Annotated in this window: 17 protein-coding genes; 6 read left to right on the forward strand and 11 right to left on the reverse strand. The window is 66.9% G+C overall.

What is annotated here, in order from left to right:
* Nucleotides 1-15 precede the first annotated feature (15 nt).
* The 3 genes from AAEX57_RS12060 to AAEX57_RS12070 are packed head-to-tail and all read left to right on the forward strand — an operon-like array spanning nt 16 to nt 3,323.
* Nucleotides 16-1,290, forward strand: coding sequence for a glycosyltransferase family 4 protein (locus AAEX57_RS12060; protein WP_342092383.1), 1,275 nt, complete (start codon nt 16-18; stop codon nt 1,288-1,290).
* Between the two features lie 3 nt (nt 1,291-1,293).
* Entirely contained in the window at nt 1,294-2,346 is a 1,053-nt protein-coding gene (gene gmd, locus AAEX57_RS12065) for a GDP-mannose 4,6-dehydratase (protein WP_342092384.1), read from the forward strand.
* A 5-nt stretch (nt 2,347-2,351) separates the two neighbouring features.
* On the forward strand, nt 2,352-3,323 hold the full coding sequence (locus tag AAEX57_RS12070; protein WP_342092385.1) for a GDP-L-fucose synthase family protein: 972 nt from the start codon (nt 2,352-2,354) through the stop codon (nt 3,321-3,323).
* 60 nt (nt 3,324-3,383) lie between these two features.
* Here the strand turns inward: AAEX57_RS12070 and AAEX57_RS12075 are convergent, their stop codons facing one another.
* From AAEX57_RS12075 to AAEX57_RS12095, 5 genes are read right to left on the reverse strand one after another with little or no spacing between them, the layout of a single operon-like run.
* Nucleotides 3,384-4,301: a hypothetical protein gene (locus AAEX57_RS12075; RefSeq protein ID WP_342092386.1), complete on the reverse strand. Its 918-nt coding sequence runs from the start codon at nt 4,299-4,301 to the stop codon at nt 3,384-3,386.
* A gap of 7 nt (nt 4,302-4,308) precedes the next feature.
* Nucleotides 4,309-4,548, reverse strand: a complete 240-nt coding sequence (locus AAEX57_RS12080) for an acyl carrier protein (RefSeq protein WP_342092387.1) — start codon at nt 4,546-4,548, stop codon at nt 4,309-4,311.
* A gap of 11 nt (nt 4,549-4,559) precedes the next feature.
* Nucleotides 4,560-4,886, reverse strand: a complete 327-nt coding sequence (locus tag AAEX57_RS12085; RefSeq protein WP_342092388.1) for a holo-ACP synthase — start codon at nt 4,884-4,886, stop codon at nt 4,560-4,562.
* A gap of 20 nt (nt 4,887-4,906) precedes the next feature.
* Nucleotides 4,907-6,211: an O-antigen ligase family protein gene (locus tag AAEX57_RS12090; RefSeq protein ID WP_342092389.1), complete on the reverse strand. Its 1,305-nt coding sequence runs from the start codon at nt 6,209-6,211 to the stop codon at nt 4,907-4,909.
* Nucleotides 6,208-6,924: a hypothetical protein gene (locus tag AAEX57_RS12095; protein ID WP_342092390.1), complete on the reverse strand. Its 717-nt coding sequence runs from the start codon at nt 6,922-6,924 to the stop codon at nt 6,208-6,210. The genes AAEX57_RS12090 and AAEX57_RS12095 overlap by 4 nt, the downstream gene beginning before the upstream one ends.
* 186 nt (nt 6,925-7,110) lie before the next feature.
* Here AAEX57_RS12095 and AAEX57_RS12100 point away from each other — a divergent pair, with 186 nt between their 5' ends.
* Both AAEX57_RS12100 and AAEX57_RS12105 read left to right on the forward strand, forming a co-directional pair.
* Nucleotides 7,111-7,788, forward strand: a complete 678-nt coding sequence (locus AAEX57_RS12100; RefSeq protein ID WP_342092391.1) for a hypothetical protein — start codon at nt 7,111-7,113, stop codon at nt 7,786-7,788.
* Nucleotides 7,785-8,678, forward strand: coding sequence for a glycosyltransferase (locus tag AAEX57_RS12105; RefSeq protein WP_342092392.1), 894 nt, complete (start codon nt 7,785-7,787; stop codon nt 8,676-8,678). The genes AAEX57_RS12100 and AAEX57_RS12105 overlap by 4 nt, the downstream gene beginning before the upstream one ends.
* 87 nt (nt 8,679-8,765) lie before the next feature.
* Here AAEX57_RS12105 and AAEX57_RS12110 read toward each other — a convergent pair whose 3' ends face one another.
* Nucleotides 8,766-9,629 (reverse strand): glycosyltransferase, encoded by an 864-nt coding sequence (locus AAEX57_RS12110; protein ID WP_342092393.1) that lies wholly within the window; start codon nt 9,627-9,629, stop codon nt 8,766-8,768.
* Nucleotides 9,630-9,632: 3 nt separating this feature from the next.
* Nucleotides 9,633-10,586, reverse strand: coding sequence for a glycosyltransferase family 2 protein (locus tag AAEX57_RS12115; protein WP_342092394.1), 954 nt, complete (start codon nt 10,584-10,586; stop codon nt 9,633-9,635).
* Between the two features lie 165 nt (nt 10,587-10,751).
* Between AAEX57_RS12115 and AAEX57_RS12120 the strand changes: the two genes are divergently transcribed.
* The gene (locus tag AAEX57_RS12120) at nt 10,752-11,855 is read left to right on the forward strand and encodes a glycosyltransferase family protein (RefSeq protein WP_342092395.1); all 1,104 of its coding nucleotides are present in this window, start codon (nt 10,752-10,754) and stop codon (nt 11,853-11,855) included.
* Here AAEX57_RS12120 and AAEX57_RS12125 read toward each other — a convergent pair.
* The 4 genes from AAEX57_RS12125 to AAEX57_RS12140 all read right to left on the reverse strand — a co-directional run bounded on the left by AAEX57_RS12125 (nt 11,852) and on the right by AAEX57_RS12140 (nt 16,716).
* On the reverse strand, nt 11,852-13,291 hold the full coding sequence (locus AAEX57_RS12125) for a PH domain-containing protein (RefSeq protein ID WP_342092396.1): 1,440 nt from the start codon (nt 13,289-13,291) through the stop codon (nt 11,852-11,854). The two genes, AAEX57_RS12120 and AAEX57_RS12125, sit on opposite strands and share 4 nt — an antisense overlap.
* A gap of 2 nt (nt 13,292-13,293) precedes the next feature.
* Complete coding sequence (locus AAEX57_RS12130; RefSeq protein WP_342092397.1) at nt 13,294-13,779, reverse strand: PH domain-containing protein; 486 nt, start codon at nt 13,777-13,779, stop codon at nt 13,294-13,296.
* A 17-nt stretch (nt 13,780-13,796) separates the two neighbouring features.
* Entirely contained in the window at nt 13,797-14,444 is a 648-nt protein-coding gene (locus AAEX57_RS12135; protein WP_342092398.1) for a DUF1707 domain-containing protein, read from the reverse strand.
* A 1,693-nt stretch (nt 14,445-16,137) separates the two neighbouring features.
* Nucleotides 16,138-16,716, reverse strand: coding sequence for a hypothetical protein (locus AAEX57_RS12140; protein ID WP_342092399.1), 579 nt, complete (start codon nt 16,714-16,716; stop codon nt 16,138-16,140).
* Between the last annotated feature and the right edge of the window lie 470 nt (nt 16,717-17,186).

Here is a 17,186-nt window from a genome sequence, read left to right on the forward strand (position 1 = left end):
ACGGGGGAGTTGTTGATGAAGATCCTGATCATCGGTGTGAACTATGCACCCGAGATCTCGGGCATTGCGCCGTATACGTCGGCCATGGCCGAAGGACTGCAGGCGGCGGGGCACCAGGTGAACGTGATCACAGGGATCCCGCACTATCCGCAGTGGACCAACTACACCGGCTTCACTGGCCTCACGCGTACCAGCCGGATCACCGGGGTACGGGTACGCCGGGTACGACACGTGATCGGCTCGGGCGGCATGGGGGTCAGCCGAATCATGCAGGAGGTCACATTCGGACTGGCTGCGGCACTCAGCCCGTGGCACCGGCCCGACGTGGTGCTGTGCGTCAGCCCGGCCCTGATCAGCACGGGCCTGCAGGTGCTGCGGAGCAAGCTGCCCGGCCAACCGCCGGTGACCGTCTGGGTGCAGGACCTGTACAGCAACGGTGCCCGTGAGATCGGCGGCAACAACCGCGTCGGCCACGTGCTGGAATCGGTCGAGTCCGCGATCCTCCGGGCGGCCGATGGGGTGCTGGTGATCCATGAGCGCTTCCGGCGCCACGTTGTCGATGATCTTGGGGTGGATGACGCCAAGGTCTGTGTCTCCAGGAACTGGAGCCACATCGACATCTCGTTGTCGGCCGATCCCGCCGAGGTGCGACGCAAGTACTTCGGTGACGCGAAGATGGTGGCCATCCACACCGGGAACATGGGGGCCAAGCAGGGCCTGGAGAACATCGTCGAGGCAGCCCGTCTGGCGGATCAACGGGGCTCAAGCGTGGTCTTCGGTCTGGTGGGGAACGGCTCGCGGCACGACGCGCTGGTGGCGGCTGGTGCGGGCGTCAAGCACCTGGTCTTCGTGCCGTCGCTGGGCGACGCGGAATATGCTGCGATGCTGCAGTGCGCCGACGTCCTGATCGTCAACGAGAAGCCCGGCCTGCGGGAGTCCGCAGTCCCCAGCAAACTGACCAGCTACTTCATCCAGGGCAAGCCGGTGGTCGCCGCCACCGAAGCCGACAGTGCCACCGCCGACGAGGTCCGGGTGGCCGAGGCCGGCCCGATCATTGCCCCCGGTGACCCCGCCAGCCTCCTGGACATCGTCGAGGACATGGCTGGATCGGTCCGTCGAGCCAGCCGCTATGGCGCCAATGCGCGGCGCTTTGCCGAGGAGAACTTCCTGGCCGCCAAGGCCGTGGCCCGCGTCTCCGGCTGGCTCTCACAGTTCCCCCGCAGTGCGCAGGCTCGGCCGGCGCGTCCACCGCTTGTGCATGCAGGCGACAACATCGAGGAAACGGAGTAACCCATGGCCAAGAAGGCCTTCATCACCGGTATCACCGGTCAGGACGGTTCCTACCTGGCGGAGCTGCTGCTGGGCAAGGGCTACGAGGTGCACGGTCTGATCCGTCGCGCGTCCACCTTCAACACGCACCGGATCGACCATCTGTACGAGGATCCGCACGAGGAGGACGTGAAGCTCACCCTGCACTACGGTGACCTGTCCGACGGTGCACGTCTGGTGACCCTGATGGACAGCATCCGTCCCGATGAGGTCTACAACCTGGCCGCACAGAGCCATGTGCGGGTCTCCTTCGACGAGCCGGAGCACACCGCGGACACCACCGGCGTCGGTACCGTGCGCCTGCTGGAGGCCGTGCGTCAGGCCGGCATCCAACCGCGCTTCTACCAGGCCTCCACCTCCGAGCTGTTCGGCGCCACCCCGCCCCCGCAGGCCGAGGACACCCCGATGTACCCGCGCTCGCCCTACGGCGCCGCGAAGATGTACTCCTACTGGATCACCAAGAACTACCGTGAGGCCTACAACCTGCACGCGGTCAACGGCATCCTGTTCAACCACGAGTCTCCCCGTCGTGGCGAGACCTTCGTGACCCGCAAGATCACCCGCGCCGTGGCCGCGATCAAGGCCGGCAAGCAGGACAAGCTGTACATGGGCAACATCGACTCGATCCGTGACTGGGGCTACGCGCCCGAGTACGTCGAGGGCATGTGGCGGATGCTGCAGACCGACGAGCCGGAGGACTTCGTGCTGGCCACCGGCAAGGGCTACACCGTGCGCGACTTCCTGCAGTTCGCCTTCGAGGCCGTCGACCTGGAGTGGGAGAAGTACGTCGAGTTCGACGAGCGCTACCTGCGCCCCACCGAGGTCGACGCCCTGATCGGCGACCCGTCCAAGGCCCGGGAGAAGCTGGGCTGGGAGGCCACGGTCTTCACCCCGCAGTTGGCCAGGATCATGGTGGAGAACGACCTGAAGCAGGCCGAGGTGGGCGGCAAGCTCTGGATCGACGCCGCCGTGAACGGTGCGGGCGAGCCGCTGCCCGGCTTCAAGACCTGGAAGTGACCCGGATGGTTGACACCGACTTCACGCCGGGTCCGCTGGACCGGTCCGCCACGGTCTACGTGGCGGGCCACCGGGGCCTGGTGGGTGGGGCGATCCTGCGCAAGCTGCAGGCCGAGGGCTTCACCAACATCGTCACCCGGACGCATGCCGAGCTGGACCTGACCGACCGCCAGGCCGTCAGCGACTTCTTCGCCGAGACGAAGCCGGTCTACGTCTTCCTGGCCGCGGCCAAGGTGGGCGGCATCCTGGCCAACAACACCTACCCGTATGACTTCATCAGCGTGAACCTGCAGATCCAGGTGAATGTGATGGATGCGGCGCTCCAGGCCGGGGTGGACAGGCTGCTCTTCCTGGGCAGTTCCTGCATCTACCCGAAGTTGGCCAGCCAGCCGATCGGTGAGGACGCCCTGCTCACCGGGTACCTGGAGGAGACCAACGACGCCTACGCCATCGCCAAGATCGCGGGCATCATCCAGACCCAGGCCGCGCGTCGCCAGCACGGAGTGCACTGGATCAGTGCGATGCCCACCAACCTCTACGGCCCCGGGGACAACTTCTCGCCCAAGGGCTCGCACGTGCTGCCGGCGCTGATTCGTCGTTACGACGAGGCAGCCGCCAATGGCACGGAGGTGGTGACCAACTGGGGCACCGGGTCTCCCCGTCGGGAATTCCTGCATGTGGACGACATGGCCTCGGCCTGCCTGCACCTGATGGAGCACTACGACGGCCCGGAGCAGGTCAATGTGGGCACCGGTACCGACTGCACCATCAAGGAGGTGGCCGAGACCATCGCCGAGATCGTCGGCTACACCGGTCGGGTCGAGTGGGACACCACCAAGCCCGACGGCACCCCGCAGAAGCTGCTCGACGTCAGCAAGCTCAAGGGGGAGGGCTGGGAGCCACGCTACGACCTGCGCTCCGGCCTGGAGAATGCCATCCAGTGGTACCGCGAGAACAAGGACGCCATCAGGGAGTGATTCCGGGGTGACGCGCAGCCGGGGCTCCTTCCACCGCCATGGTGGGAGGAGCCCCGGTGTTCACAGGCCCAGTCGCTGACGCACCTCGGCGGGCCATGACGCCACGTCCATCCCATGCCGCACCAGCAGGGCGATCGTGGCCCGCTCCATCCCCACCCCGGCGCAGGCCGAGTGCGCGACAGAGCCATCGGGCAGGGTGATGCCGAAGTTCTCGCCGAAGTGCGTGCGGTGCGCATTTCCCGACGCGATGGCGGTCTGCTTGTCGTCATAGATGCTGGTCAGCACCTCGAACTTCAGCGCCTCGCTCTTCTGGCCGACGGCCAGGATGCGCCCGGCCCGCCCGAAGAAGGGGTCATTGGCGACGTCGGTGGTCACCTCCAGGCCCAGGTCGCCGAAGAGCTGGACGTAGTTGCGCATCCAGACGTCGCGATGCTCCTGCGCACCCTCGGCGGTGCCGATGTAGACCTGCTCGTGGATTCGGAAGCAGACCATCCGCATCGGATCCACCTCGGGCTCATGCCGGAAGCACCAGCTGCGGGCATCCACCCGCACGGGCCCCTCCAACCGGCCGGCATGGCGCGGGTAGACATTGTGGCAGGTGGCCGGCACCATCATCAGGCCCGAGGGCACCAGGCTGTCCGCCCAGTCGCCGCCCTCCTCATAGACCTTCAGCAGCGCCTTGTGATCCTTGTCGGTGCCCATGAAGGTGTCCACGGCGCCGGTCAGCTGCGGGAAGCTGGCCAGGTAGTCCGTCCTCAGATAGGCCGCGCGAGGTTCCAACGGGGGGAAGAAGATCCGCTCGACGGTCTCGCCCGGCGCCTCCATCGCCACCAGGGCACGGGTCAGGCCGTCGACGACGGCCTCGAAGTCGGCCCCCCGGCCGTAGATGCCCAGGCTGCCGCTGGGGCTCTGGTGCCCCGCAGCCTCCAACCGTCGCGCCAGCTCGATCCGGGCCTGCTCACCGCTGCCGATGCTCATCCGCGCCTCACTCCTGGATGCTCGCGACGGCCGCGACCATCCGGCCGATGGTGCTGAAGGTCTCCCGATTGAGCAGTTCGTCGGGGAATTCGATGTCGAGCTCGTCCTCCAGCGCCAGCATCACGTTGACGCTGGCGTGGGAGGTCATGCCCGACGCATAGAGGTCGTCGTCCGGGCCCAGTGCCCCGGCATCCCGGTTCAGCCTGGCGTGCTCGCCCAGCACCTGGCGCACGGTCTGTTCGGTCATGTACTCCTCCTTCACAGGGCGACGGCAAAGGCCATCGCCCGCTGGTGGTCGTGGCAGATGGACAGCTCGATCCGGGAGATGCCCTGACCGACGGCCCAGCTCCGGGCCCGGCCGTGCAGCACGACGCCCGGACGGCTCCCCGTCGTGGTGATCTCGATCTCAGTCCACGGTATCGGCAGTCGCGGGTCGGCGCGCAGCGCCTTGAAGACAGCCTCCTTGGCGGCGAAACGCCCCGCCAGCTCAGCAGGATTTCCGCTGTGCTCGGCGGGGCGGTAGACGCGACGCAGGTAGCGATCGCCGAAGCGATCCAAGGAATCGGCGACCTCGGCGACGGTCACCAGATCAACCCCCGGGACCACTATGCGGCCTCCGTGCGGGCCAGTCGCAGGGAGGCCCCCGCCAGCCCGTAGACCAGCATCACGCAGCCCGCGGACTGCGGGAAGCTGAAGGCGTCGAAGAAGAACAGCGACACCGAACCGGCCACCACCGCGGCCAGCAGCGAACGCGCCGCCAGCGCATCGGTGGGGTCCCGGAACAGCGATTGGGCCTGCCGGGCGCTGCGGGCCGCGGAGAGGATCAGGTAGAACAGCGCACCGATGCCGATGATGCCGGTGCCGATCAGGATCTGCAGATAGGCATTGTCCAGAATCCAGTACCGCGGCAGGAAGGTGTTGTAACCGCGCCCGAGCCACGGGTGCCGCACGATGTAGCTCCAGGCGACGCCATAGCTCTGGGTGCGGGAGGCGACGCTGGAATCCTCGCCGGCGCCCAGGAAGAGGCCCCGCAGCGTGCCCAGCAGGCCGGGGACGGCGACGCCGGCGGCGGCCAGACCGATGGGTGCGGCGAACAGCACCTGGAGCTGGGCGCGGCGGCTCCAGGCCGGAACCAGCACGGCCATCCCGATGGCGACGCAGATGATGGCGGTGCGGGACAGCGAGACCAGGGCGGCGAAGCTCATCAGCGCCACCGGCACCCAGTGCCACAGTCGATGCCGCACGGCGGTCTGCGCATTGGTGAAGGCGATCGGCAGGAACATGGCGATCACCGCGCCGAACTCGATCGCATTGGTGGCGCTCGCGCTGGGACGGGTGAACATCCCTCGGGTGCCCACCTGGGCGTCGACGGGCGGGGTGAGGCCGGGAATGCTCATCCGGTCGATCAGCAGGTCATGCGTGAAGAACTGCGCGATCGCCAGCAGGGCCACGGCGGCCCCGGCGATCGACAGCCGGTGCAGCATGGTGCGCCAGCGATCGACGGAGTTGATGCCGTCGTTCAGCACCAGCATCAGACCGATCAGGCCCAGGATGCGCAACAGCGAGGAGTCCGCATTGGTCAGCTCGAAACCGGGGATGAAGGTGGTCATCGCGTGGCCGTAGACCACCAGCATCACCACCGCCAGCGCCAGCCCGGCCCGACGGACGGGCGAGGGGCCACCCTGCAAGGGGTCCGCGCGGTGCAGGTGGTGCCAGGCGTACCAGCCCAGCGCGAACAGCGAGAGGATGGTGGCCGGGGCGCCGAGCGTACCCAGTGACGCGACGATCATCGTCGCCGGAATGGCGAACAGGAGGACCACGTAGCCGGTGAAGATGGCCGTCACGTCGAGGCCGGCGCGGCTACCCCAGCCCGTTGACCGGGCTCGGGAATGCTCGACTGCGCTGCTCACGCCCGCGTGCCAGCCTTCGACGTCGCCGGCTTGACCTTGGCGTTGGCCGGCTCGGCGCTGCGCGCAGGAACGGCGGTGGCGCCGGCCCGCTGCCGACGGGTGCGGCGCTGGTCGAGCAGGGCAATGGCGGCCAGCCCCAGGGCGCTGACGCCCGCGAAGCCCACCGCGGCGGCCAGCAACTGGTTCTTGTGGTCCACCTCGGGCTCGGTGTCCTCCGTCACGTTGATGGAGGTGATCCGCTGCAGGTCGGCGATCTTCATCTCGTCCTGCAGGGTCTTCAGGGTGCCCGGCACCATGGCGTCGATGGCCTTCATGCCGGCCACGGCCTCGGCCTCGGTGGCGCCCTCGGATTCCACCAGGATCAGCGGCGAGCCGGAGGTGGCGTCGCCCTCGACGGTGACGGTGGCACCGGCGGCCTTGGCCTCCAGCTGCTTGGTGACATCGGTGCTGCTCAGGTGGCGCACCAGCACGTCGCGGGCATCGCTCAGCGAGGCCAGGTACAGCAGTGGATTGTTGGGAGCGTAGTTGCGCTTGTCCTGCTGGGCCTCCAGCAGCACGGCCTTGGGGGGCAGCAGCAATACGGAGCTATTCGCGGTGTAGCTGGGCCCAACGGCCTTGTACAGGCCCACCCCCGCGGCAATGGCCAGCAGCAGTGTGGCCAAGGCCAGGTACCACCAGCGAGCGAGCGTCGTTCCAAAGTCGCGCAGGTCCATCGAGACGTGCCTTTCACGTTGTTCTTCCCCGAGAACGGGGGCACGGCCGAGCCTGCTCCCCCGAGTCCTTCAATCATGACTTATGAGAGGGGCATGCCATAATCGTTGAGTGTTCATGGGGCCGCGGGGGTGGCCCGGTTGGTGCTGTACAACTGACCTAAACGAACACGCTACTTGGGGATCCAGATGACTTCTGTCGAATTTCTGAAGCTCTGCGTACGGCGCTGGTATGTGCTGGCGCTGGGGCTCGCGATAACGGCCGCCGTGACCCTGTTGGCCACGGGGCCCAATACCGTCTATTACACCCGGACTACGGTGAACGTGCTGGCTCCGGACCGTGGCAAGGTGCGAATTGTCGGTTTTCATTCCGCTGACTCAATTGCCATCGCACATCTGCTTGCGGCGCGGGTGAATAACGGTGTGCACACGCCTTTGGCGTCGGATCCCGATGCCACGCTCTATTCCCTGGGTATTCGTCGGGGAACGCATGCCCAGGTGCGAAATATCGGTGGGCAGTGGCTGAGTCAGGTGGAGGAGCCCGTGGTCGACGTCCAGGTGGTGGATCCCGATCGCTCGATGGTCGAGAAGAACCTGGGCGAGCAGGTGGCCAATCTGCAGGCGGAGCTGACCGCCGTTGAGAAGCAGCTGAAGGTTCCCGATGGGGAGAACATCGAACTGCAGATGAATCCGGAGCACCCGGTGATCCACGAGATCGTCACCCCGCGGAGCCGGGCCCAGGCCGGCTATGGACTGGGGGGCCTGGCCCTCAGCCTGTGGGCAGCCTGGGCCTTCGATCGGGCAGTCGCCTCCCGACGTCGTCATCCCGCCCCCGTCGCCATCGATCGTGAGGAGCAGAACGCATGAGCATCGCCCACGTCTTCCTGACCCGTTTCAACCTGCCCAGCCAGGGCGTCGAGAGCCTGATCCGCGCCAAGGAGGGCTGGTTGGTGGAGCGGATCGCCCTGTTCGAGCGATACACCGTCCCCTCGGTGCGCGCCCAGCTGGGCGATGACGTCCATTGGCTGGTCTACCTGGACACGGAGAGCCCCCAGTGGCTGCTGGACAAGATGTACGCCTGGCGCGACGAGGGTCTGCTGACCCCCCTGCTGCGCACCAGCGTGACGCAGGAGGACCGCACCGCGGACATCCACGCCGTGGTAGGCCGCGACCAGGGCCCCGTGATCACCTCCAACCTGGACAATGACGACGGCCTGGCCATCGACTTCGTCCAGCAACTGCGCGCGGCCCCGGTCACCGCCGAACGGACCGCGCTGTACCTGTCCCATGGCCTGATCAGCAATGGCACGCGGTGCTTCCTGCGGGAGGACCGCACCAATGCCTTCTGCGCGGTCCGGGAGGACCTGTCGGATCCGATGACCTGCTGGGCGGACTGGCACAACCGGCTCGGCCAACACATGGATGTCGTGGAGGTCGACGGCGAGCCAGGCTGGTTGCAGGTGATCCACGGCGCGAATGTCAGCAACCGGGTGCGGGGCACCATGACCGATCCCGCACCGCACCGGGAACGCTTCCCCGGGATGCTGGACGAGCTGCAGGCCCCGACACCGGTGGAGCTGGCCAAGGACAGGCTGGTGGAGGCTCCGACTCGCTGGCTGCGGGATTCGGCCCGTGGTCAGGCCCGGGCCACGCTGGTCAAGGTGCTCGGCAAGGAGCGTTTCGACGCCGTGAAGTATCACGGCGGCAAGGCCGCCCGGGGCGCGGCTGAGAAGGCCAAAAGGCTGCGTCAGCGCTGACCCGGACGGCCGGGGCCGGCGGGTCAGGCCAGCGGGGCCTATTCACACTCAGTGAATCAGAGCGCTATGGGGTTGGCCATAGAAGCTTCAACGTGTTGTGTCGTCGCGCTCCCAGGTTTCCCCGGAAACATCGTTCCCGCGTGAATCCAGCCGGATTCCGACGCGAGCAGCCACTGCCAGGCCCAGGTAACAGCAGGCATCCAGTAGGTGGCGCGGGTGTCCTGAGTTGGCCCGGAGCAAGGCTTTCAGCGTGTTTCCTGAGGAAACAGTCGTCGACTGACCCAGTGCTTGGACCTTCTCGGAGGGGCGGTAGACGCGCTTCAGGGTGCGGACCAGGGCGACGGTGGTCCGCGGCACCTCCACCGGCACCGGTGCTGCGTCGACGACGCACTTCTCGTCGGCCGCGAAGAGCGCGTCGACGAACAGGTCGTCGGGTGCATCGGTCGGGAACTCGGCCCACCGGCCGCGGCCACGGGCGGAGACCGCGAAGACCCCGGCACCCCACAGCGCCTCGAGGACCTGCGGAGTGCGGGAGCGGGCGTCGTAGTAGGCCCGCACGGGGGGCTGTGCGCCCTCGGTGCGATAGACCAGCGGCGGGCGAGCGGCCAGCACGTGATCGGCCTCCAGCACCCGGAAGACCTCGTTCAGCGAGGGAGCCGGCGCGGCGATGTCGGCATCCAGGTAGATCCGGGGGAAGTTGTCGGCCTCCCCAACCTCGGCCAGGTGGCGCTCCGCCCCGTTCAGCGCGCTCTGCTTGGAGGCGGCCGGCAGGTCCAGCACCGTCAGTCGTAGCCGTCCTGCGAAGCCGCGGGCGATCTCCTCCGTGCCGTCGACGCAGCCATTGCAGGCCACCACCACGTGGGCATCGGGCCGCAGCCCGTCGGCCAGCGCACTCAGGGTGCGGCCAATCACCTTCGCCTCGTTGTGGGCCGGGATGATGATGCAAGGCATCGCTCAGTCCTCCGTCGAGGTGCGGCGCGGCCGCGGGTCGCCCTTCGGCAGGTGGCTCCAGGATGTGCGTCGCAGCAGGTGGCGCAGCGCAGCCCTGGAACCGGGGCGCTTGGGCGCCCGCACCGCGTGCTGGGCGGTCAGGATGCCGCGGAAGGCCAGCGAGCTGAGCCTGCCATGGTGGCCCTCGTAGTCGCGCAGCTTGTTGACCTCCATCAGGGCCTCGAGCTGCGGGGACGAGCCCGACGCACCGCCGATGTGCTCACAGCGCGCCTCGGGCAGGTACCGGATCCGGAAGCCGGCCGCTCGGGCCCGACGGGCGAAGTCGGTCTCCTCCGAGTACAGGAAGAAGTCCTCCCGCCACTCGCCGACCGCGGCATCACAGGCCCGGCTGATCATCAGCGCAGCCCCGCTGGCCCAGTCGACATCGCGGGGCGCCGCATAGTGCTGCGGGGTGCGCAGGGTGTCGCCGAGGACCACCGGACGGGTGGCCCAGCTGGCGCCGAAGGCGGCCTCACCGAGCTGGGAGAGCAGGTTCGGCTCGCGGCGCAGCGAGTGGAAGGGGGTGCCGTCGGAATTCGCGACGTGCGGCACCGTGACCCCGATCGTCGGGTCGAGCGCCAGCGGCTCGGCCAGGCGACGCAGGCTGCCCGGTTCCATCACCAGGTCGGGGTTGAGGATGGCGATCGCGTCGGTGTCCGGATCAAGGTGTTCCCGGGCGACATTGATCCCGGCCGCGTAGCCGACATTGCCGCCGGAGTGCACCAGGCGGGCATCGCCGCGGGCCTCGACCAGGGCGACGGTGTCATCCTTCGACGAGTTGTCCACCACCAGCACCCGCAGGTCCAACCCGTCGGCTGCGGCGGGTAGGGAATCCAGCAGGTTGGTGATCTCGCCAGCGGAGTTGTAGGTGATCACCAGTGCGGTGACCACCATCGTCGCGTCGATCGAATCGTTCATCGGTCGTCCTCCTGCGTTCGCGTGCGGGGACAGCCGGGCAGACCTTCCCCCGAATGTCTGTGCCCCACCCTAACCGGATCAGGGGCTGGCCCGGGCTCGCATAGGGTGGGGCGGGAATGGGGCGAGCCCCGCACGGGGTGCCTGACGGCGAATTGGGGGATTGGCGTGTCAGACAGGAAATTGGTGGTCTTCTGGGCCGGGAATGCGTGGGACGGGCTACCGGCCACCGACCACCATCTGGTCAGGGCGCTCGCGGAACTGGTGGATGTCTGCTGGGTGGATCCGCCGGTTTCGGTTCTCCACAGCCGCAAGCTTCTCCCACAGATCGAGGCGGTCTCGGAGGGCATCCGGGTGCTTCGGGTGGGCACCGTGCCGGGCGCCTCGCGCTCAGGACTTCGTCAGCTGGCCGAGGGGCACCAGCGCGTCGCGCTGGCCTGGTTCACGGCCCGGGGTCAGCGTCCCTGGGCCAGCATCTCCGCGTCGCCACGGGTCTCGCTGCCCGCCAGCGGGGCGGGGACGACGGTGCTGCACGTCACCGACGACTGGATCGCCGGGGCGCCGATGATGGGGCTGGACGGCGACTGGCTCCAGCGGGTCCTGACCCGCAATGTGCGCACCGCCGACGTCGTCAGCGCCGTCTCGGTTGACCTCGCGGCGGTGTTGCAGCGGCTGGAGCCGCGACACCCCGTGGAGGTGGTGCCCAATGGAGCCACCATTGCGCAGGTGATCCCGGAACTGGAGCGCGAGCGCACCGCGGTGCTGGTGGGGCAGCTCAACGAGCGCCTCGACGTCGCCCTGATGGAGGCCATCGTCGATGCCGGGGTGCCGCTGCGGATCCTGGGCCCGCGCAGCGACCGCGAGCCGGAGCAGGAGCGACGGCTGGATGCGCTGTTGGCCCGCCCACAGGTGGACTGGCGCGGCCCGGTGCCGCATGATCAGGTGGTGGGGCTGCTGGCCAGCGCCGCCGTGGGCATCACGCCCTATGCGATCAATGACTTCAACCGGGCGAGTTTCCCGCTCAAGACACTGGAATACCTGGCGATCGGCCTGCCGGTGGTCTCCACCCCGCTGGAGGCGCTGGACTGGCTGGAGACCGATCTGGTGGACGTGGCCGCCACCCCGCAGGACTTCGCCGCGGCGGTCCGACGCCGGGCCGACGAGCCGCGGGATGCCGGGCTGGAGCGCCGCCGTCGAGACTTCGCCGACCAGCACTCCTGGCAGGCGCGGGCGGAGCAGCTGGTGCAGCTGGTGGAGCAGCGTCGAGGCTAGCCCGGCAGCGGCCGGTGCCCGGTGTTGGCATCGGACACCCAGGACGCCCTGGGCGTCGGCAGCGCGTCCAGCGCGAAGCGTTCCGCGTCGCGACGCCTGGCCTGGCGGCACAGGTCCATCTCCTCCAGCACCAGCCGGCGGGCCAGTTCGGCGTCCAGCTCGAACAAGTGGCAGGTGCTCAGGAGCCCGGCGGTGGTGTCGATCTTCACGTCGGCCAGGTTCATCCGACGCTGGATCGGCCCGGCCATCAGGTGCACCGACTGCACCCGGGCGTGGTGCACGATCTTGGTTTCGTGCACGAAGCCACCGTTCATCGCCACGACGACGTCGTCATTGCGGCCCCAGCGGTAGCTCTTCCAGATGAAGGGGTGCAGCTTGCGCACCCTGCGGTCCACGCCGTGCAGTTCGATGTCGGCCAGCCGGAAGCCGGGCCAGACCGCGTCGATCGCCAGCTCCACCTCCGGCCAGCTGCCGGCGGGCAGCAACACGTCACTGGCGCCCTCATCCTCGTCGCCACCGCCATAGCCCAGCACGTCCATCTTCACCCGGTAGAGGCCGAAGGGCCGCCACAGCTGGTGCTGGACGATCTGCAGGCCCTGGATCCGGTTGGTGGGCAGCGTCTGGCTGACCAGGCTGGTCATGCCGCGGCTGACCTTCAGCGCCTGCCCGGAGCGGATCAGGGAGAAGTTCCACTGCTTGACCACGGCGTTGCCGATGATCCCGGCCAGACCGGTCAGAAGCGGGATGATGCCCACCGCCGCGCCGAATTCGCCACTCCAGGTGACGCCGGCGATCGTCAGGACGCTGAGCACCAGGGTGACCAGGAAACTCGACGACAGCACCGCCGCGATCACCAGCCGCTGCGGCGGTACCCGCAGCAGCACCCGCTCGTCGCACGCCCGGTCGGTTAGGGCACCGGCCCCGGCGCGGCTGGCGGCGGACTGCTCGACGGTGATCTGCTGCCCGTGCGCGCGGGCCACCAGGTAGTCGCGCATCTGGTAGGCGCGGGCCCGGGTGAGGTATTCGATGGTCTTGCCGGAACCGGAGCCGACGTCGATCCGCAGCTGGGCCAGCCCGATCAGCCGAGCCGCGAAGGGTTGCACCACGTCGACGGACTGGATCTTGGTGAAGGGCACCTTGTCGGAATTGTGCTGGATGAAGTTGTGTTCGATCCGTACCTGACGATCATCGATCACGAAGCGCGTGAAGCGCCAACTGAAGTAGCCGGTGATGCCGGTGACCAGCACATAGCCGCCCAGCATGATGCCGATGAAGCGCAGGCTGCCCCAGCCAAACGCGTGCTCGCTCTTGCCCAGGTTCTCCAGGAAGTCCCGGCCGAAGATGACCACCATGCCCACCAGCGCCATCCAGCCCTTGATGATCGGGGTGGCCGGGTGCGGCCGCTCCATCATGGGTTCGGCGTGAGCGGGATCCACCGTCACAGCCCGACCGCCTGCTGCTCGCCCAGCTCGCTGAGCCGTTCGCGCAGCGCGTCGGCCCGGTCGGCGGGCAGGCCGGGGATGGTGGCGTCGGTGCCGGCCGACGCGGTCTCCAGCGTGACGGTCGCCAGCCCGTACTTGCGCTCGATGGGCCCGGAGTTGACGGTCACCACCTGCATCCGGCCGTAGGGGACGACGGTCAACCGGCGCTGCCACAGGCCCTCGCGGATGTAGAGATCGGTGTCGCGCTCCGCATAGCCCCAGATCCGGTAGACCCGGCCCTGTCGATGCCAGCGGTAGAAGATCCACAGCACCGATGCGACGGCGAGCGCCGCCCCCGCCCACCAGCGCTGGAACCAACCGAGCGCGAGGCTGGCGGCGGTCAGCTCGATTCCCCAGACCAACAACACCATCAGCCGCTTCATCCTCAGATAGTTGGGTGAGAGCTGCTGCCAGCGGTCAACGGGGGCGTCGAAGGTGTCCACCCCACCAATCTAGGGGCTCAGCGGGTGAGCCCCAGTCGTTTCCCGAGAGACTCGTAGCCGGGCCCGTTGACCTTCACGTCGCCCATCAGCACCAGCCCGCGCAGCACGATGGTGGGGGCATCGGCCGGCGCCGGGTTCAGCCCGCGCAGCTTGGTGTCACCCATGACGGTGGTGGTCTCGTCGCGGACATTGAGGCCGTCGGGGACGGTGATGGTCACATCACCCATGATCACCGGCACATTGATCAGGCATTCATGCGCCTCGAGCGTGGCGTGGGTGAGATCCATCGTGAGATCGCCCATCAGGATCATCCCGGTGGTGCGGCGACGAAGCCGCCAGTGGCCCTCGCGCCGCACCGTGCCCATGATGCTCATCACGTTGTCGGCCCGGGAATCCTGGCTGCTGGTGTCCACCACGACGCCGCCACGGGTCCCCTGGGTGGGCATGCGGGAGTGACTCGGCTGGCCGGTCGGCATCAGGTCGGCGGTGATCGGGGCGAGTTCGCCGAAGGTTCTGGCCTGCCAGACGGCATCCATCCGTTCGGAGTGCTCGTCCTGGGTGATCCGCCCCTCCGCGAAGGCGGTGTTCAGCACATTGGCCACCAGATCGCGGTCGGAATCGGCACAGCGGAGCTGGGAGGGCTGGGAGGGCATGGGCGTACTCATGCCTCCGAGCCTAGGAAGTCCCCGGGTCTGGACGGGAGGCCTTGCATCGGGGATCAGGGAACAGTCCGGGTCGCCAGCTGGCCGGGCGCTGCTGGAGGTGGGCGGGGGCCACTCGCGGTCCAGCTGGATACTCGTGAAGATGGCAAGGTGGAGCGGGCGACGGGAATCGAACCCGCGTGTCCAGCTTGGGAATCCGGGCGACCTGCCGTTCTGAGCGTGACAGCAGGCGTGTAATCCCTGCAGTGGTGACCGTGGGTGACCGGTCGGTACCGGGTGATTGGGCACGATTGGGCACGGCGTCTCGGCCAGTGTTCGATTACCGGACCGGCGCGGTCCATGCCGGTGAGAACATTGCGAGCGCCGGTGCTGTCGGCATGGATTGTGGCGGAGCCTGATTGGAACGAGCCCCCGGCCCAGAGGCACGAGCAGAACGGAGCCCCTCGACCCTGACCGGCCGAGGGGCTGTTCGTCATGCTGGGCGGGATCGCCTAGGTGGGGTGCGCCGGGGGTGCGCGGAGGGAGCGAAGCGACCGAAGCGCGGGGGTCCCTGGTGCGGGGACCCGCCCCGGCGATCCCGCCCGCGCCGAAGGCGCCTTGAGTCAGTAGGGAAAGTTCTCACCAGCGCTGCGTCAAAATGCTGGGAGTGATGTGCGGGGGGCAACTTTCCCTAGTTCATGGTTGAACACTTGGAAGTGGCTCCTGAACGTGGTGCCTGTGCGGGGATTCTATAGTCGCCCCGGGCTGGGAAGGGTGAAGCAGGCATTGATGCTTGCGATGGAGACCACTTGCAGCTGTTACGCGCACCCTGAGCGATGCGGCAAGGGTCGAGGGTGACCTTGGGGAGTGCTCGGAGGACACGGCGCCGTTCTCACGTTGTTGGTGGAGGGCTTTTGGTGGTCGGGTGTGCGGTCGGTGACCAGGTTCAAGGCCTCGTGGAGATAGTGGGAGGTCGTGACTTGGGGGTCCAGCGGCACTGGACCCGCTGCCAAGGGCAGCTGCGTTGGGCTCGACGATGCACGACCCACCAGGCGGCGATGCACCGCACGAGGGTTCCGGGAAGGTGAAGAGTGGCACGATAGGAGAGTGCGCGGGCACAGATCCTGGTGGAAGATCGTTGGCTTAGCAGAAACCGCTCCTGCACCGCCCGCCCCGCAGGCATCCCACGAGAAACAACCATCATCCGTTTCCAGAGCCCTGTGGTGCATCCATATGAACCCGCCAAGTGAGAAAGTCTCACTCTGGAGAGCGCAGACGGGGTGGCGTCAGAAATGACACCACCCCGTCACAGGCGGTCTCTATTTTACCGTACTTCGATTACAACAGACCTACCTAAGGTTGCCCCGGCGCATTTCCCTGATATCCAGGTCTCCCCTCGAACTGCCCAACTGGTGTAACGGTCGGGTACGTACCGGCAATCAACTTTAGCCCGGGCCTGCTTTCCTGAGGCCAAACTGGGGCATGAAATTTTCCCCCAATAGTCGGTTACGGTGGTTCCGCCATCTTTGGTATCGACCCATCGTGATTCCTTCAGAAGGTAGGCCGTGCAACCTGAGGATGAGGTTCTAGCGACTTCGGTCGCGGCAAGCGCCGGAGCTGCGAGGCCTGCCAGGGGCACACCAAGAACGAGAGCTGCGATGGGAATGCGTACCTTAAAAGTCATGGTTATCTCGATTCTTTGCCGAAATCAGGTAGCTCAACAAGCAGCCTTGATGCGGGCCGAGAAGAAGGCCTTTACGGCATTGGCGGCAATCTTCTCGGTCAGGTGCATCCTCGAGTAGTCGCGATTGATCTCAGCAATCAGAGTCCGGTCGCAATTGCAATTCCAGTATCCCTTGCTTCCATAGCACTTGTCGTGCCGCATGCAAGCCGCGTCGAGCAGATCCCTCGGAGTGCCTGAACCGTATCCGCTTCCGCACCAATTACCCCAAATCGGGATACTGGCTGCCGCACGAACGTAGCCTTCAGGCATGCGGGTTTGAGGGTCACTATCGACTAGGCCATTGTAGTAGCGACCGGCCAGCATGAGGTCACTTGATGCTCCCTGTCTGTAGGCACGCCGGGAATCAAATCTTGCCCCAGTTGGTGACCCGCTGTCTTCTGTCAAGTAGTAAGCGAACGCTTGTTCGAACTCTTGAGGGGGTGCGGCTACTGTAACCTTTGCATAGTTTGGTGCAGCTTGGGCCGCGGGTGGCACGGGGAAGATGGCGATGACGGCGAGTATAAAGGCGCTAAAGCACCCTCGAAGAAAGACGGAAAGACCACTGGTGTTCATGTGAATCTCCTTCTTGTGCGGCACTGCACTGTTGGGTGAGGAAAAGCTAACATGGGGTGGGGTGTTTGCTCCTCTTTCAGGGGACTCTTAGCTAGCTGTAAGGATCGACGCCTGATCATCAAGGGAGTTAGATTTCTTTCGTGGTACCCCTTGCCTCGGAGGATGTGGGTGTTGGGGGTATTAGGTCAGTTGTCCCAATTTCAGTGGGGCTGCATGTAGGGGGCGTAGCCCCCGGGCGCCCTGTAGGTAGGGGGGCGCCTGTGTGAGCACGACGACGCGAGTCCAGTACCTTCGCTTGTGTCCCTCTATCCTTACGTCAGACGGTACGGGTCCTCGGTCGCGCTAGCCCGGAGATTTCACGGGGGTGGCTGGACGTGAAGGAGGGAAGTGCCCTCTGACCTGCGAAGATACCGATTGTCTAGGTCTGTATCAGCGTGGTTGAAGGAGCACTTCCCAGGTGAACAAGCGTA

Source organism: Luteococcus sp. H91 (genome assembly GCF_038433135.1).
Taxonomy (GTDB): domain Bacteria; phylum Actinomycetota; class Actinomycetes; order Propionibacteriales; family Propionibacteriaceae; genus Luteococcus.

Excerpts from the sequence above, each read along its gene's own strand:
- gmd (WP_342092384.1), top strand. The coding sequence starts at position 1,294 with ATGGCCAAGAAGGCCTTCATCACCGGTATCACCGGTCAGGACGGTTCC.
- AAEX57_RS12105 (WP_342092392.1), top strand. The coding sequence starts at position 7,785 with ATGAGCATCGCCCACGTCTTCCTGACCCGTTTCAACCTGCCCAGCCAG.
- AAEX57_RS12115 (WP_342092394.1), bottom strand. The coding sequence starts at position 10,586 with ATGAACGATTCGATCGACGCGACGATGGTGGTCACCGCACTGGTGATC.
- AAEX57_RS12100 (WP_342092391.1), top strand. The coding sequence starts at position 7,111 with ATGACTTCTGTCGAATTTCTGAAGCTCTGCGTACGGCGCTGGTATGTG.
- AAEX57_RS12110 (WP_342092393.1), bottom strand. The coding sequence starts at position 9,629 with ATGCCTTGCATCATCATCCCGGCCCACAACGAGGCGAAGGTGATTGGC.
- AAEX57_RS12075 (WP_342092386.1), bottom strand. The coding sequence starts at position 4,301 with ATGAGCATCGGCAGCGGTGAGCAGGCCCGGATCGAGCTGGCGCGACGG.
- AAEX57_RS12140 (WP_342092399.1), bottom strand. The coding sequence starts at position 16,716 with ATGAACACCAGTGGTCTTTCCGTCTTTCTTCGAGGGTGCTTTAGCGCC.
- AAEX57_RS12095 (WP_342092390.1), bottom strand. The coding sequence starts at position 6,924 with ATGGACCTGCGCGACTTTGGAACGACGCTCGCTCGCTGGTGGTACCTG.
- AAEX57_RS12080 (WP_342092387.1), bottom strand. The coding sequence starts at position 4,548 with ATGACCGAACAGACCGTGCGCCAGGTGCTGGGCGAGCACGCCAGGCTG.
- AAEX57_RS12135 (WP_342092398.1), bottom strand. The coding sequence starts at position 14,444 with ATGAGTACGCCCATGCCCTCCCAGCCCTCCCAGCTCCGCTGTGCCGAT.
- AAEX57_RS12060 (WP_342092383.1), top strand. The coding sequence starts at position 16 with ATGAAGATCCTGATCATCGGTGTGAACTATGCACCCGAGATCTCGGGC.
- AAEX57_RS12070 (WP_342092385.1), top strand. The coding sequence starts at position 2,352 with ATGGTTGACACCGACTTCACGCCGGGTCCGCTGGACCGGTCCGCCACG.